Here is a 13,899-nt window from a genome sequence, read left to right on the forward strand (position 1 = left end):
GCCGCGCGCCGGTCAGCGGCCCACGGCCGTCGCCCACAGCGCGGCCACCACGACCACGACGGCTGCCGCCAGCATCACGGAACGCATCACCGGCGGCCTCGGCGTCACGTACCGCCACACCACAGACGCGCCGTGTCCGCCTTCTTCCTCATGCATGTGCCACTCCCCACCCTGTTTCCGTCAACGCCCGGGTGGGTTCCCACGTCGGTGCCTCCCATGCCTGCTCGTTCAGCCCGGGCACTTCCTGGTCCTGGCCTCCTACGACGAGCGCTCGGCAGGACCGCCCTGTCCCCCTGCCAGCAGTCCGTCCCCCAGCGCCGTCCGCTCGTACAGCACGTAGTAACCCTGGCGCCGCGCATCGAGCAGCCCCGCCGCGCGCAAGGCGGTGAGATGGGACGACACGGTGGACGGGGCCAGGCCGTGCCGGTCGGCGAGTTCCGTCGTGGAGGCGGGGACGGTCAGACCGGCCAGCAGGCCCGCCCGCTGATGTCCGAGCAGGCGGGCGAGGGCCTCCGGCGGGCGCGGTGCGGGCGCGGTGTGGAGACGGCCCATGCCGCGGGCGGGGTAGATGACCGTCGGCTGCCAGGGGCAGGCGAAGCCGCTGACCACATCCGGCCACACGAACACGCTGGGCATGAGCAAGATGCCGCGCCCGTCCGGGCGTTGCGCCTCCGCGTGGTCGCCGTACCCGCGCAGGGTGAGCCGGTGGCCGGCCCAGTCGACGCCGGGGTGCAGGCCGGTGAGCAGTGCTTGCAGTCCGCCGTCGGCCGCCAGACGTGAACGATGCGCGATGTCCGCCGCCAGGACGGAACGGTGGCGGGGCCAGTCCGGTGCCAGCAGGGCGTGCCAGGCCAGTTCGGTGAGGTCGGCCAGGCGGCGGACCGTCCCGGCGGGATCGTCGAGTGCGGCGCGGCCCCGCGGTGACTCGGTCAGGCCGGGCGTGCACGCGAGCGAGCGGGCCATCTCGACGCGGGCCAGGGCCGGGTCGGTGGCACGCATCCGGGCCAGTTCGTCGTCGATGGTGGGGTACGGCTCCCCGGGCGGCGGGCCGAGGAAGTCCGGGGTGTAGCCGCCGACGCGCGGCACGAACAGCCACAGGGGCGAAAGGTCGAGCCCGGCGAGCGTACGGCGGACACGGTGCAGCCAGGCGCGGTGGTAGCCGTGCCGGGCGGGGCGGCGCAGCATGCGCAGCGCCTCGTGGGTCTGGCACAGCGGCGAGATCGCGAACCGGCATCGCGTCAGGTCGTCGGCGCCGAGGTGCAGGGTCAGCGGCAAGGCGGCCTCCTGAGCGCTCACAACACATCCGGCATGTCCGGTACGGCCCGAGGCGAGGCGGATCCGATTCGGCGTGGACCGAAACAGTAGAAGGCCCACCCCGGTCCCGGCACGCTGGCCCCGGCCTGCCCGGCCATTCCCGTCACCGTCACCGACCCCGACCTCGACACCCCGGAGGACCTCTGGATGGGCAGCGTACGTCCGGCCGCCTGGCGCAGGGGCGCCGTCGTCGCGGCGCTGATGCTGGCGGCGTTCACGTTCAACACCGCGGAGAACCTCCCGCTCGGCCTGCTGTCGCTCATGGCGGCCGACCTGCGGGTGCCGCTCGGCGCCGTGGGCGCGCTGGTCACCGGGTACGGCCTCACGGTGGCAGTGGTGTCGCTGCCGGCCGCCCGCCTCACCCGCTCGGTGCCGCGCCGGTATCTGCTCGCCCTGCTCCTGGGGCTGCTGGCCGTGGCCAGTTGGGTGTCGGCGCTGCACAGCGTCTCGTACGGGATGCTGCTGGCGGCGCGGCTGGCCACCGCGCTGGCGCAGGCGTCGTTCTGGGTGCTGATGGGGCCGGTCGCGGTCGGGTTGTTCCCGCCCGAACGGCGCGGCCGCGTCATGGGGTTGCTGTCCCTCGGCGGTTCGCTGGCCACGGTGCTGGGCGTCCCGGCCGGAACCTGGCTGGGCGGCCGCGGCGGCTGGCAGGCGCCCTTCGCGGTGCTCGGCGCACTCGCACTCGTCTCCCTCGTCGTCATCGCCGCAGTGCTGCCGACCTCCCGTCCCCAGGAGAGCCACGCGGCGTACGGCGCCGAGCCGGACCGCCGCCGGTTCCAGGTCGTCGTCGCGACCACCGCCCTGTCGGTGACCGGGGTGTTCGCGGGATACACCTACGTCGCCGTCCTGCTGAAGGATGTCGGCGGGTTCGGCGAGGACGCGGTGAGTGGCGTGCTGTTCGCGTTCGGCGTGGCCGCGCTGGCCGGCATCGCGCTCGCCGGCCCGCTCCTCGACCGCTTCCCGCGCGCCACGCTCACGGTCCCCGTGGTCACGCAGGCCACCGCCCTGCTGGGCCTGTCCGCGGGCGCGAGCAGTCAAGTGGCCACCGTGGCGCTGCTCATGCTGCTCGGCGCCTCCGTCGCGCCGGTGTTCATGGCGACGCAGAGCCAGGTGCTGCGGGTCGCGCCAGGCCGTACGGAGTCGGCCCTCGCCGCCAACGGGGCGGCCTTCAACGTGGGCGTGGCCGCCGGCGCCCTCCTCGGTGGAAGCCTGCTGCCGCTCGTCGGCGTGCGCGGCACGTTCCTCGTCGGCGGCCTGCTCACCCTCGGTGCGCTCGCGGTACTGACCTTGCCCAACGCCCACATGTCCCGGGCGGTCGCGGAACCGCGGTAATCACGTGGAGCCGCAGGCCCGTCCCCCTCTACTGTCCACGCATGGAGTCGGACGAGGACCGGGTCGATGCGCGGCAGTTGTTCGAGCGGCTGCGGGACCACACCGGTGCGGACGCACACGGCGCGGTGGTGCAGCCGTGGCTCGGCCGGGCGGTGGGCGACTACCGCGCGGAACTCGCCGAAGGCGTGGGTCAACTGGCCCGATGGGCCGTCGAAGGACCGGACGGACGATGCCAGGAACTGCTCTGGGAGCTGTACGCGCTGAGCCGCGTCAGTGATGTGCTCCTGCTCGCCCTCCAGCCGCCCGGCGACCCGGACGAGCCCTGGCCGGCGGCGCTGACGCCGGCTCAGTACCTGGAGCTGTTCGGTCGCCTGGGCATGACGCCGTTCGAGAGGACGGCCGCCTTCGATCCGTTCTGGCACGAGATCGTGGAGGTCGAGCAGGCGCCGGACCCGGACGAGCCGATCCGCATCACCGGCCTCGTCTGGCCCGGTCTGGCGATGGGGAACCTGCTGTTCAGCCGGGCCGGGGTGCGGGTGCGTGCGGGAGTCCGGCACGCCGAGCGGGGCGTGGCCGACCGGTCCCCGCTGTACTGGACGTACCGGCGCCGGCACCGTCCCACGGACGACCAGTCCAAGGGCTGGGGTCACAACTCGCAGTGGCGCACGGACTTCCGGGTCGACCTGCGCACCGAGACCGGTTACGAGCTCAACGCATGCGCACACGGCTACGGCGACGATCTGGACGGGCTCACCTACACCAGGCTCACACCCGAGGAGCAGCGTGAACTGCTGCGTCACCGCTGCCTGCTGCGCACACCGGCCCATGCCGCCGAACTCGACGACACGGCACCCGGCTGGCGGAACGACCTCTACCCCTACCCCGCACGCCTGAGTCTCAACCAAGCGTGATTCAGGCCCCGAAGGAGCGGTACGGCACAAACACCCCGTCCCGGAGGTCTATCGTGTCCGCATGTCCGTCCCAGAACTGATCCGTATCGTCTCCCGCGACTCGCCCATGGCGCTCGCCCAAGTGGAGCGTGTCCGTGGCGAGTTGGCGGCCCTGCATCCCGGTGTGCGCACCGAGGTGGTGCCGGTGAAGACGACCGGCGACAAGTGGATGGGCGCGCTGTCCAAGGTCGAGGGCAAGGGGGCGTTCACCAAGGAGGTCGACGCCGCGCTGCTGGCGGGCGAGGCCGACCTCGCGGTGCACTGCGTGAAGGACGTGCCCGCCGACCGTCCGCTCCCCGCGGGCACGACGTTCGCCGCGTTCCTGAAGCGGGACGACATCCGTGACGCCCTGATCCACCCGGGCGGCCTCACCCTGGACGAACTCCCGGACGGCACCCGGCTCGGCACCTCCTCGGTGCGCCGCGTCGCCCAGCTCGCCGCCACCCATCCGCATCTGGAGTGCGTGCCGTTCCGCGGCAACGCCAACCGGCGGCTGGCCAAGCTGGCGGCGGGCGAGGCGGACGCGCTGCTGCTCGCGGTCTCCGGTCTCGAGCGCATCGGGCGCGAGGACGTGATCACCGAGATCCTCTCCCCCGAGGCGATGATGCCGCCCATCGGCGCGGGCATCCTCGCCCTGCAGTGCCGGGAGGGCGACACCGAACTCATCGAGGCGGTCAGCGGTCTCGGCGACCCGGACACGCACCGGGAGGCCACCGCCGAGCGCATGTTCCTGCACGTCCTGCAGGGGCACTGCAACAGCCCGATCGCCGGGTACGCCCGCGTGGACCACGGCGGCGAACTGTCGCTGCGCGCCTGTGTGTTCACCCCGGACGGCAAGACGCGCCTGAACGCCCATGAGTGGGCCGGCCGGCTCGACCCGGCCACACTGGGCACGTCGGTCGCCGTGGCGCTGCTGCGTCAGGGCGCCCGGGAGATCATCGACGGCATCCCGCACTGAGGACGCCGTCTCCTTGGTGAGGACGCCGTCTCCGCGCCGAGGCGGCAGCCCGCACCGAGGCGGACGCGGATCAGGCGGTGCCTTCCTCCGCCTGGTCGCGCAGGAATTTGCTCACCTGGTGGGCCAGCCGGTCGCTCACGCCGCAGGGGTGGGCGCCGACGGCCTCCTCGTGCAGTCCGATGCCGCCCGCCCACAGCCGGCGGTCGGCCCACTCGTCGTCGACGCGCAGCTGGACCTGGACGTCGATCTGACCCATCGAGGCTTCCGGGCCGGCCGCGTAGAGCACGGCGGTGGCACGGCGCAGCGGGTAGACGTCGAAGCCCTCGATGAACTGCGAGTTGCGCCAGTCGATGAACGCGGCCTCGCCGTCGGGGCCGATCCGCACGTCGAGCTGACCGTCCTCCAGGTGGATGGTGGAATGCCGGCTTCCGCGGTTCTCGACCGTCACGCGGACGCTGAAATAGGTGAGCCCCTCGGCGGCGTCGTCCCGTCCGCGCGGCGGCTCGGCGGCCTCCAGTCGGTGGACGCGGACACGCAGACCGGCATGCTCGTCGTATTCCTGCCAGTCCCCGACCACGTTCGGCTCGTACACAGTCCACCTCTTCGAACTCAGAGGGTCCTGCCTATCTGGGCGCCGAGCGCACTGTCAAATGAGCAGAATGCGCTGTGGCCAGCGCATTCGCGCGCTTTGATCACTGATCAAGCCGTGCCCAGGAACAACGGTCGGAACAAGCCACACGAGGGTGTACCGCCGCGTGTGGCACATCACGTTCCGGGGGCAAGATCAGCGGGCCAGCCGGCCGAGGAGTGAGGAGGCGGCCGTGATGCCGAGCGCGGCGGCCACGAGGAGCACCCCGAAGTCGAGCGCCACGTGCGCGTGCGCGCCGATCAGCAGGCCGCGCAGGGCGTCCACCTCGTAGCTGAGCGGGTTGACCTTGCTGACCGCCTGGAGCCAGCCGGGCATGACGGAGACCGGGTAGAGGGCGTTGGAGCCGAAGAACAGCGGCATGGTGATGGCCTGTCCGATGCCCATGAGGCGGTCGCGGCTGAGGACGACGCCGGCGATGGTCATCGAGAGGCAGGAGAAGAACACGGAGCCCAGGATCACGATCGCCCCGACACCGAGCAGTTTCAGCGGGTTCCAGGTCAGGGCCACGCCGAGCAGGGCTGCGATGATCACGACGACGAGGGCCTGGATCAGCGACTTCACGCCGGCCGCGAAGGCCTTGCCGGTGATCAGGGCCGAGCGTGGAGTCGGCGTGACCAGCAGCTTGTTGAGGATGCCGGCGTCGCGTTCCCAGATGATCTGGATGCCGTAGAAGATGGCGATGAACATGGCGGACTGGGCGATGATGCCGGGCGCCATGTAGTCGATGTAGGGGATGCCGCCGGTGGGTATCGCCCGGATACGGGTGAAGGTCTGACCGAAGATCAGCAGCCAGAGGGCGGGCTGCACCGCGCGGGTGTAGAGCTCGGTGCGGTCGTGGCGCAGCTTCTGCAGTTCGACGGCGCACATCGCCCCCACGCGCGCGGGCAGCAGCCGCCAGCCGGCCCGGGGCTGGGGCGGCCGTAGCAGCAGTTCGATGCCCCTCGCGCGCTCAGCCGACGCGGTTGGCGGTACGGCGGGTGCTTCGGACATCGCGGAAATCTCCTGCCTTGTCGTCGAGACCGCTGCCGGCGACATCGCGGAAGACGTCCTCCAGCGTGGGCAGCGGGGCCGTGTCCGCGGCACCCTCGGCGCGCCGGCGCTCGCCCAGCCCCTGCCTGAGTTCGGCGGGGGTGCCGAGCGCCCGGATGCGGCCGCGGTGCATGAGGCCGACCCGGTCGCAGTACTGGTCGGCCTCGTCCATGTAGTGGGTGGTGACCAGCACGGTCATGCCGGTGGCCGCCCGTACGGCGTTGATCTGGTCCCACACGCCGGTGCGGGCGATCGGGTCGAGCCCGATGGTCGGCTCGTCGAGGATCAGCAGCCGGGGCGCGCTGACCAGGGCCTGGGCGAGTTCGAGGCGGCGGATCATGCCGCCGGAGTAGGTCTTGACGAGGCGGTCGGCGGCGTCGGTGAGGTCGACGGCGGCCAGGGCCTGGCTCACCCGTTCGGCCCGTTCGGCGCGGGAGACGTCGAAGACGCGGGCGAACAAGGCGACGTTCTCGCGGCCGGTGAGGCCGGCGTCGGCGGACAGCTGCTGCGGCACGTAGCCCAGCAGTCGGCGTACGGCCATCCGGTCCTTGGCCGCGTCGTGCCCGAAGACGCGGACCAGCCCGGCCCGAACGGGCAGGAGGGTGGTGATGCAGCGGATGGCGGTCGTCTTCCCCGCGCCGTTCGGGCCGAGCAGTCCGAAGACCTCGCCCTCCTCGACCGACAGGTCGAGCCCGTCGACGGCCTTCGTCTCGCCGAAGACGTAGGACAGCCCGGTGCAGGTGACGGCCTCGGCCGGTGCGGTGTCGGCGTCGCGCGTCATGACTCCTCGGCTTCCTCGTGCAGGTGGTCGGCCAGCGTGCGCAGGACCGGAATCGCCGCACTCAGCGCCTCCCGTTCCGCCTCGTCGAGCCGGGACAGCCCGCTCCGTACGAGTTCGGAGCGCCGCTTGCGCCACTCCTCCAGCCTCGCCTCGGCGGCGGGCGTCGGCATCAGCCGGGCGGCCCGACGGTCGGCGGGATCGGTCTCACGGACCAGATAGCCCTGCCGGGACAGCGCGTTGACCAGCGTCGAGACCGAGTTCCCGGCCAGGTGCAGCTCCTTGGCGGCCTCGGAGATGCCGATGCCGGGGCGGCCCACGACCAGCCTCAGCAGTTCGACCTCGGCCCCGCGCAGCTGCGGGGTGATCTGGTGGCGAAGGCGCCGCCGCAGCCGCCGGTGGACGCCGACGAGGGCGTCGACCAGCTCGTCGGGAAAGTGTTCCGGTTCCACGTCCGGAGATTACCTCTGTAGCAGAGGTAATGAACCCAAGGGACGGTCAAGCGCGGCCGCCGGCATGGCCACGATGTCCGCTTTGTTTCGGAAGTACCGACTTCGGGCACAGGACTTAAGTGCTTCGGAACAGGAGGCACGTCTGTGGGAGCCGGTCGGCCCCCGGGCGGCCTCTGCAATGGTCCGGGTCCGCGTCTCCCATGGTGACTGTCCCCCCAGCACCGCCTCAGGGAGGTGCGCGCCATGCGTGTCACCAGCGGCAGAACCACACCCCACCCGCACGATGACGCCCCCGAGACCGCCGAGGCCTTCGAACGGCTGGCGCGGCTGCCCGACGGTCCGTCGCGCAAACAGCTCCGGGACGAACTGGTCAGGGCCTGGCTCCCCATGTCCGAGCGGATCGCGGTCCGGTTCAAGGGGCGCGGGGAATCCCTCGAGGACCTCTACCAGGTGGCGGCCCTCGGCCTGGTCAAGGCCGTCGACCACTACGACCCGGCTCGCGGCCACGCCTTCGAGGCGTACGCGGTGCCCACCGTCACCGGCGAGATCAAACGGCACTTCCGCGATCACATGTGGACGCTGCACGTGCCACGCCGGGTCCAGGACCTGCGCAACAGAGTCCGGCAGTCCGCCAAGGAGCTGTCCCAGACCACCCCGGGACGCGGGCCCACCGTCCCGGAGATCGCCCGGCACGCGCAGATGAGCGAGAGCGAGGTGCGGGTGGGCATGGAGGCGCTGGAGTGCTTCTCGGCCCTGTCCCTCGACGCCGAGCTGCCCGGCTCCGACGGCTACGCCCTGACGGACGCGATCGGAGCCGCCGATCCAGCCTACGACGTCGTCGTCGACCGCGTGGCGGTCGGACCCAGCATCGCGGCGCTCCCGGAGCGGGAGCGCGTCATCCTCTATCTGCGGTTCTTCCGCGGCATGACGCAGAGCCGGATAGCCGAGCAGCTCGGCATCTCACAGATGCATGTCTCCCGGCTGCTCAGCGGCTGCTTCGCCCAGCTCCGTGAGGAGTTGCTCGCGGAGACCGGCTGAGCCGCGGCGCCGTACGGCCCCTCGCGGCCGCGTCGTCTCACCTCTCCGGTGGGAGCTCGGGGAACTGCGTGGGTCCGTGGCGGTCCAGGGCGTCCTCCAGCTCCGCCCGGATCTCCTCGGGCATCTCCCCCGAGCGTCCCCAGATGACGACGAGTTCCGCGACATTGCGCAGCTTGATGTTCGTGTGCTGGGAGACGTCCTTGAGCACCAGCCACCCCAGGTCCGGCGTCACCCGGCCCAGCGCGACCACCATCCCGATCGCCTGGTCCACGACGGCGTGCGAGGCGACGGCTTCCTTCAGCTGGTCGACTTCTTCCTGCAGTTCGAAGATGCGGTCGGTCTCGTCTGCGGGTTCGTGGGGTACCTGTGCCACGCACTCCATCTTGGCACCGGTCCGGCCCCGCGCCACTGGGCGGCGGGCAGTCGGCGGGCACCCGTTTCGGCCGTATCACCGGGGTACTCGACAGGCACCCGGAGGGGTTCCGGCCGGACACTGGTACGAGGCCGGTGGCCGCCGGTGGAACGGACCAGGACGTGACTGCCCATGAACCAAGACGTCTCACGCCCTCGCGCGACAACCCGCATCGTCTCCTCGGACTCGGTTTTCGGGGCGCCCTGCTGGGTGAGCCTGACCAGCCGCGATCTCGATGCCACGGAGGGCTTCTACGGCGCCGTACTGGGCTGGGAGTGGCGCCCGGCCCGGCTCGGCGACCGCTTCCGGATGGCGCTGGCGGACGGGGTGCCCGTGGCCGGCATCGCCGCCGTCGCCTCGATGTGGCAGATGGCGGTGGCGTGGACCCCGTACTTCGCCGTGCCCAGCGCCGACAAGGCCGTGTCACGGGCGCAGGAGCGGGGCGGCACGGCCGCGGTCGGGCCGATCTCCTTCCCGCCCGGGCGTGCGGCACTGCTGGCCGACCGCGACGGGGCGACCTTCGGGATCTGGGAGGGAGCACTCGTCGCCGACTGGGAGAAGTGGCGTCAGGCGTCACCGACCTTCATCCGGCTGCACACACGCGACGCATTCGACGCGGCGATCTTCTACGGAGAGGTGCTGGACTGGGCGAACGGGCGCTCCGGCTGCTGCGAGGTCCACTACGAAGGGGGCGAGGTGGTGCTGCGCAGCCAGGGCGACATCGTGGCCCGTATCGAGTCCGGCGCCCTGGGCGCGGCCCCCGACCCCACCATCCGGCCCCACTGGCAGGTCCACTTCGCGGTGGCGGACGTGGCGGCCTGTGTGCGGGCCGCCGAACTGCACGGCGGCAGCGTCCTGACGAAGGGCAGCGAGGAGGCCGTGCTGCGCGACGCCGACGGCGCGCAGTTCACGGTGACGTCGCGCCGCGAGCGCTGAGCGCCGCCGGCGGCAGGCGCCGGCCGGGGCTCAGCCGGCCGTGCGGGAGGGGCGGGTGAGCAGGACCAGGCTGCGCGCCTCGACGGTCAGCGCGCTGCCGGCCTTGTGCTCCGTCTCGTCGGGCCCGTCCTGGAGGTCGGCGGTGTCGATCAGGGTCGTCCACCGTTCGCCGTACGTGACGTCGGGCAGCCGGAACTCCACCGGCTCCCAGTAGCTGTTGAGCAGCAGCAGGAACGAGTCGTCCACCACGGGGCGGCCGCACGGGTCCGGTTCGGCGATCGCGTCGCCGTTGAGGAAGACGGCGACGGAGTGCCCGCGGTGCCATTCCTCCTCCGTCATCTCGCGCGCGCCCGGCGCCAGCCACACCAGGTCGGGCAGCGGCTGGTCCGCGTGGGTCGCCGTCTCGCCGCGGAAGAACCGGCGGCGGCGCAGCACGGGATGGGCGGCGCGCAGCCCGATGACGTAGCGCACGAAGTCCGCGAGATCACGCTGTTCGCCGGACGGCCGCCAGTTGATCCAGGACACTTCGTTGTCCTGGCAGTAGGCGTTGTTGTTGCCGTTCTGGGTGCGGCCCAGTTCGTCGCCGTGGCTCAGCATCGGGATGCCCTGCGACAGGAGCAGGGTGGCCAGGAAGTTGCGCTGCTGGCGGGCGCGCAGCTCCCGTACGGCCGGGTCGTCGCTCTCGCCCTCGACGCCGCAGTTCCAGGACCGGTTGTGGCTCTCCCCGTCCCGATTGCCCTCGCCGTTGGCCTCGTTGTGCTTGTCGTTGTACGACACCAGGTCGCGCAGCGTGAAACCGTCGTGCGCGGTGACGAAGTTGACGCTGGCCCGCGGGCGGCGCCGACTGTGCTGGTACAGGTCGGCGGAGCCGGTCAGCCTGGAGGCGAACTCCCCCAGCATGTGCTCGCCGCCCCGCCAGAAGTCCCGTACGGCGTCACGGTACTTGCCGTTCCACTCCGACCACAGCTGCGGGAAGTTGCCCACCTGGTAGCCGCCCTCCCCCACGTCCCAGGGCTCCGCGATCAGCTTGACCCTGCTGATCACCGGGTCCTGCTGGATCAGGTCGAAGAACGCCGAGAGCCGGTCCACCTCGTGGAACTGCCGCGCCAGCGTGGCCGCCAGGTCGAAGCGGAAGCCGTCGACGTGCATCTCGGTGACCCAGTACCGCAGCGAGTCCATGATGAGCTGCAGGACGTACGGGTGCCTCATCAGCAGGCTGTTGCCGGTGCCGGTGGTGTCGTAGTAGTGGCGCCAGTCGCCGTCCACCAGGCGGTAGTACGAGGCGTTGTCGATGCCGCGGAAGGAGAGCGTGGGGCCCTTCTCGCTGCCCTCGGCCGTGTGGTTGTAGACGACGTCGAGGATCACCTCGAGCCCGGCCGCGTGCAGCGCCTTCACCATCGACTTGAACTCGGTGACCTGCCGGCCGCGGGTGCCGCGGGCGGCGTAGGCGTTGTGCGGGGCGAAGAAGCCGATGGTGTTGTAGCCCCAGTAGTTGGACAGGCCGCGGTCGAGCAGCACACCGTCCTGCACGTACTGGTGCACCGGCATCAGCTCCACCGCCGTCACGCCGAGCCCGGTCAGGTGCTCGATGACGGCGGGGTGCGCGAGGCCGGCGTAGGTACCGCGCAGTCGGGGCGGGACGTCGGGGTGGGTGCGGGTCAGGCCCCGTACGTGGGCCTCGTAGATGACGCTGTCCGAGTACGGCCGGCACGGCGGGCGGTCGTCGCCCCAGTCGAAGGCGGGATCGGTGACCACGCCGAGCATGGTGTGCCCGGCGCTGTCGGTCCGGGACGGGCCGCCCGGTGAGCGCTCGAAGAGCGAGGCGTGGTTGTCCACCTGCCCGTCGACCGCTTTGGTGTACGGGTCGAGCAGGAGCTTCTTCGGATTGCAGCGGTGCCCCAGGTCCGGGTGCCAGGGCCCGTGCACCCGGTAGCCGTAGCGCTGCCCGGGCCGGACGTCCGGCAGATAGCAGTGCCAGACGAAGCCGTCGACCTCGGTCACGGGGATGCCGCGCCCGCGGCCGTCGTCGTCGACCAGGACGAGCTCGACGCGTTCGGCGACCTCGCTGAAGAGGGCGAAGTTGGTGCCCTTGCCGTCGAAGGAGGCACCCAACGGGTAGGGGTGCCCGCTCCAGACGGGCACCCCTGCCTTGCGGCGTCGCTTCGCCGTCACCGTGCGTCCTCCAGCAGGCCGTCCGACTCGCGTACCTCGGCCGCGAGCACCGCGGCCTGCGCCTCGCGGGGCACCTGGAGCATCTCGCTCGTGCGCGGCCAGGGCGCCACGGGCACGAGGGGCACACGTTCGCCGGCCCGGGCCCGCTGCGAGAACCAGATGACCTTGCTGCCGGTGTCCGTGGCGCAGCAGCCCCAGCCGTCGCTCATCGCGGCGATCCGTTCCAGGCAGGTGCGCAGGTCCTGGTCGGGGCGCAGGTTGCTGTCGTTCTCCGCCACCGCGGTGATCAGATGCTGCCCGTTCCACCACATCTCGATCGACGTGTTCTTGTCCGTCGCGTGCTCGTCGATGGCCTTCAGCAGCAGCTCGGCGGCGCTGCAGACGGGCTCGACCAGCGTTTCGAGGTACCAGAGCCGGAGGTGGGCGGCCAGGATGCGCCGGACGTGTCCGACCCGTTCCGGACTGACCTCCACGTCGAGGTGGTAGTAACAAGGTGCTGCGGTCTTCATCGTCGTTGGCTCCTCACCGGCGAAGCTCCCGCTTGTCCTCGCCCCTGGCGGGACGAGCCCCGTATGCACAGCGTGAGCGGCGATCGCTCCTGAGTCACCTCAAGCGTGGGAGCGCTACGCCATTCGTGCAACACGAGCGCACAACTGGTGATCAACGGGCCGCCAGGGGTAGTTGAAGCTCCAACAAGACGCTGAGTCGTCGTCCGTGCACCATGTGTGAAGACCTCGATGCCCGTAACGGATCCGTGCGTGCCCACGTGCGGCCGCCGCCCGACGGTCGGGAGACGTGCGATCGAGCCCCCGGAAAGTGAAGGGCGTCATGCTGCTACCGGCAAAAGCCGAGGTGGCCCGGCAACTGCGGCGGTACCGGGCGTGGGAACGCGTCATGCTCGCGTCCCCCGCGGACCGCACGGTGCGGGCCACTTTCGAGGACTCGGGCTACACCCTCTGCGTTCTGATGGGCAAACGCTGCGCCCGCGAGGCCGCGGACGCCGCCGAGCGCTATCTGCGGTCCACCCTCGGCGCCTACCTCCTGGAGCAGGACGACAGGCCCCGAAGCGCGGGACCGGAACGGCGCGGACCGCCGCGTGTGCATCGGCGCCTCGCCGGGGAGAGGTGACCGCTTCGGCGCGGGCCACCGAGAGGTGACCCGTTCGGCGCAGGCCGGAGGAATCCTTTCCGCGCAGGCCGGGGAGATCCTTTCGGCGCACGCCGGAGGAGGTGATCCCTCCGGCCCCCTGTTTGTCCCCGACCGGGCCGACGGCTCGGTCTTCCAGCACGGTGGAGGTGAGACGCATGAGTTCGGTTCCGGCCATCGGCCGCATCCCGGTGCGGGAAGTCCGCCCGGCGGTGGAGTGCGGCAGGTTCCCGGCCAAGGCCGTCGTGGGCGAGACGTTCCAGGTCACCGCGACGGTGTTCCGGGAAGGCCATGACGCGGTCGCGGCCAACGTCGTCCTGACCGATCCCGAGGGCCGGCACGGCCCGTGGACCCCGATGCGGGAACTCGAGCCGGGCTCGGACCGCTGGGGCGCCGAGGTCACCCCCACCTCCGAGGGCCACTGGACGTTCCGGGTCGAGGCCTGGAGCGACCCGGTCGCCACCTGGCGGCACAACGCCCGCATCAAGATCCCGGCCGGCATCGACACCGGTCTTGTGCTGGAGGAGGGCGGCGACCTCCACGAGCGGCTGGCCGCCGGGGTTCCCGCAGGGCCCGGGCGCAATGCCGTGCTGGACGCGGTCAGGACGTTGCGCGACGACTCTCTGCCGGTCGCGACCCGTCTTGCGGCGGCGTTGACGCCGGAGGTGGACGCGGTGCTGGGACGGCATCCGCTGCGGGAGTTCGTCACCGCCTCGCCGACGCTGCCGCTGCT

General features: G+C 71.5%; 16 protein-coding genes. 7 read left to right on the forward strand and 9 right to left on the reverse strand.

Features of this window, described 5'->3' with window-relative positions; all coding sequences use genetic code 11:
• Positions 1 to 12: 12 nt before the first annotated feature.
• Entirely contained in the window at positions 13 to 156 is a 144-nt protein-coding gene (locus ACIBN2_RS45855) for a hypothetical protein (protein WP_399143745.1), read from the reverse strand.
• Positions 157 to 258: 102 nt separating this feature from the next.
• Positions 259 to 1,275 (reverse strand): DUF5937 family protein, encoded by a 1,017-nt coding sequence (locus ACIBN2_RS45860; protein ID WP_399143760.1) that lies wholly within the window; start codon positions 1,273 to 1,275, stop codon positions 259 to 261.
• 186 nt (positions 1,276 to 1,461) lie between these two features.
• Between ACIBN2_RS45860 and ACIBN2_RS45865 the strand changes: the two genes are divergently transcribed.
• The 3 genes from ACIBN2_RS45865 (at position 1,462) to hemC (ending at position 4,554) form a co-directional block, all read left to right on the forward strand.
• Positions 1,462 to 2,646 (forward strand): MFS transporter, encoded by a 1,185-nt coding sequence (locus ACIBN2_RS45865; protein ID WP_399143746.1) that lies wholly within the window; start codon positions 1,462 to 1,464, stop codon positions 2,644 to 2,646.
• A 41-nt stretch (positions 2,647 to 2,687) separates the two neighbouring features.
• A complete protein-coding gene (locus ACIBN2_RS45870; protein ID WP_399143747.1) occupies positions 2,688 to 3,557 on the forward strand; it encodes a hypothetical protein in 870 nt (289 codons plus the stop codon).
• A 61-nt stretch (positions 3,558 to 3,618) separates the two neighbouring features.
• Complete coding sequence (gene hemC / locus ACIBN2_RS45875; protein ID WP_399143748.1) at positions 3,619 to 4,554, forward strand: hydroxymethylbilane synthase; 936 nt, start codon at positions 3,619 to 3,621, stop codon at positions 4,552 to 4,554.
• 70 nt (positions 4,555 to 4,624) lie between these two features.
• On the opposite strand, the gene ACIBN2_RS45880 is transcribed toward hemC, so the two are convergent.
• The 4 genes from ACIBN2_RS45880 to ACIBN2_RS45895 all read right to left on the reverse strand — a co-directional run bounded on the left by ACIBN2_RS45880 (position 4,625) and on the right by ACIBN2_RS45895 (position 7,462).
• A complete protein-coding gene (locus ACIBN2_RS45880; RefSeq protein WP_399143749.1) occupies positions 4,625 to 5,146 on the reverse strand; it encodes a hypothetical protein in 522 nt (173 codons plus the stop codon).
• A 192-nt stretch (positions 5,147 to 5,338) separates the two neighbouring features.
• Positions 5,339 to 6,193 (reverse strand): ABC transporter permease, encoded by an 855-nt coding sequence (locus ACIBN2_RS45885; RefSeq protein ID WP_399143750.1) that lies wholly within the window; start codon positions 6,191 to 6,193, stop codon positions 5,339 to 5,341.
• Entirely contained in the window at positions 6,153 to 7,013 is an 861-nt protein-coding gene (locus tag ACIBN2_RS45890) for an ABC transporter ATP-binding protein (RefSeq protein ID WP_399143751.1), read from the reverse strand. Before ACIBN2_RS45890 ends, ACIBN2_RS45885 begins: the two co-directional genes overlap by 41 nt.
• A complete protein-coding gene (locus ACIBN2_RS45895; RefSeq protein ID WP_399143752.1) occupies positions 7,010 to 7,462 on the reverse strand; it encodes a MarR family winged helix-turn-helix transcriptional regulator in 453 nt (150 codons plus the stop codon). The genes ACIBN2_RS45890 and ACIBN2_RS45895 overlap by 4 nt, the downstream gene beginning before the upstream one ends.
• Positions 7,463 to 7,705: 243 nt before the next feature.
• On the opposite strand from ACIBN2_RS45895, the gene ACIBN2_RS45900 reads away from it, so the two are divergent.
• On the forward strand, positions 7,706 to 8,500 hold the full coding sequence (locus ACIBN2_RS45900) for a SigB/SigF/SigG family RNA polymerase sigma factor (RefSeq protein WP_399143753.1): 795 nt from the start codon (positions 7,706 to 7,708) through the stop codon (positions 8,498 to 8,500).
• A gap of 37 nt (positions 8,501 to 8,537) precedes the next feature.
• Here ACIBN2_RS45900 and ACIBN2_RS45905 read toward each other — a convergent pair whose 3' ends face one another.
• Positions 8,538 to 8,873, reverse strand: coding sequence for an ANTAR domain-containing protein (locus tag ACIBN2_RS45905; RefSeq protein ID WP_399143754.1), 336 nt, complete (start codon positions 8,871 to 8,873; stop codon positions 8,538 to 8,540).
• Positions 8,874 to 9,044: 171 nt separating this feature from the next.
• Here ACIBN2_RS45905 and ACIBN2_RS45910 point away from each other — a divergent pair, with 171 nt between their 5' ends.
• Complete coding sequence (locus ACIBN2_RS45910) at positions 9,045 to 9,848, forward strand: VOC family protein (RefSeq protein WP_399143755.1); 804 nt, start codon at positions 9,045 to 9,047, stop codon at positions 9,846 to 9,848.
• Between the two features lie 30 nt (positions 9,849 to 9,878).
• Here the strand turns inward: ACIBN2_RS45910 and glgX are convergent, their stop codons facing one another.
• Both glgX and ACIBN2_RS45920 read right to left on the reverse strand, forming a co-directional pair.
• Positions 9,879 to 12,020 (reverse strand): glycogen debranching protein GlgX, encoded by a 2,142-nt coding sequence (glgX, locus tag ACIBN2_RS45915; protein ID WP_399143756.1) that lies wholly within the window; start codon positions 12,018 to 12,020, stop codon positions 9,879 to 9,881.
• A complete protein-coding gene (locus ACIBN2_RS45920; protein ID WP_399143757.1) occupies positions 12,017 to 12,529 on the reverse strand; it encodes a pep a2 in 513 nt (170 codons plus the stop codon). Before ACIBN2_RS45920 ends, glgX begins: the two co-directional genes overlap by 4 nt.
• A gap of 319 nt (positions 12,530 to 12,848) precedes the next feature.
• Here ACIBN2_RS45920 and ACIBN2_RS45925 point away from each other — a divergent pair, with 319 nt between their 5' ends.
• Positions 12,849 to 13,148: a DUF5133 domain-containing protein gene (locus ACIBN2_RS45925; RefSeq protein ID WP_399143758.1), complete on the forward strand. Its 300-nt coding sequence runs from the start codon at positions 12,849 to 12,851 to the stop codon at positions 13,146 to 13,148.
• Between the two features lie 176 nt (positions 13,149 to 13,324).
• Positions 13,325 to 13,899 (forward strand): maltotransferase domain-containing protein (locus tag ACIBN2_RS45930; protein WP_399143759.1); only part of this gene is annotated, 575 nt, incomplete at its 3' end.

It is taken from the genome of Streptomyces sp. NPDC050534, assembly GCF_044457745.1.
Lineage (GTDB): Bacteria > Actinomycetota > Actinomycetes > Streptomycetales > Streptomycetaceae > Streptomyces.

Coding starts and splice junctions, on each gene's coding strand:
- ACIBN2_RS45855 (WP_399143745.1), bottom strand. CDS start 156: ATGCATGAGGAAGAAGGCGGACACGGCGCGTCTGTGGTGTGGCGGTAC.
- ACIBN2_RS45865 (WP_399143746.1), top strand. CDS start 1,462: ATGGGCAGCGTACGTCCGGCCGCCTGGCGCAGGGGCGCCGTCGTCGCG.
- ACIBN2_RS45870 (WP_399143747.1), top strand. CDS start 2,688: ATGGAGTCGGACGAGGACCGGGTCGATGCGCGGCAGTTGTTCGAGCGG.
- hemC (WP_399143748.1), top strand. CDS start 3,619: ATGTCCGTCCCAGAACTGATCCGTATCGTCTCCCGCGACTCGCCCATG.
- ACIBN2_RS45885 (WP_399143750.1), bottom strand. CDS start 6,193: ATGTCCGAAGCACCCGCCGTACCGCCAACCGCGTCGGCTGAGCGCGCG.
- ACIBN2_RS45890 (WP_399143751.1), bottom strand. CDS start 7,013: ATGACGCGCGACGCCGACACCGCACCGGCCGAGGCCGTCACCTGCACC.
- ACIBN2_RS45900 (WP_399143753.1), top strand. CDS start 7,706: ATGCGTGTCACCAGCGGCAGAACCACACCCCACCCGCACGATGACGCC.
- ACIBN2_RS45910 (WP_399143755.1), top strand. CDS start 9,045: ATGAACCAAGACGTCTCACGCCCTCGCGCGACAACCCGCATCGTCTCC.
- ACIBN2_RS45920 (WP_399143757.1), bottom strand. CDS start 12,529: ATGAAGACCGCAGCACCTTGTTACTACCACCTCGACGTGGAGGTCAGT.
- ACIBN2_RS45925 (WP_399143758.1), top strand. CDS start 12,849: ATGCTGCTACCGGCAAAAGCCGAGGTGGCCCGGCAACTGCGGCGGTAC.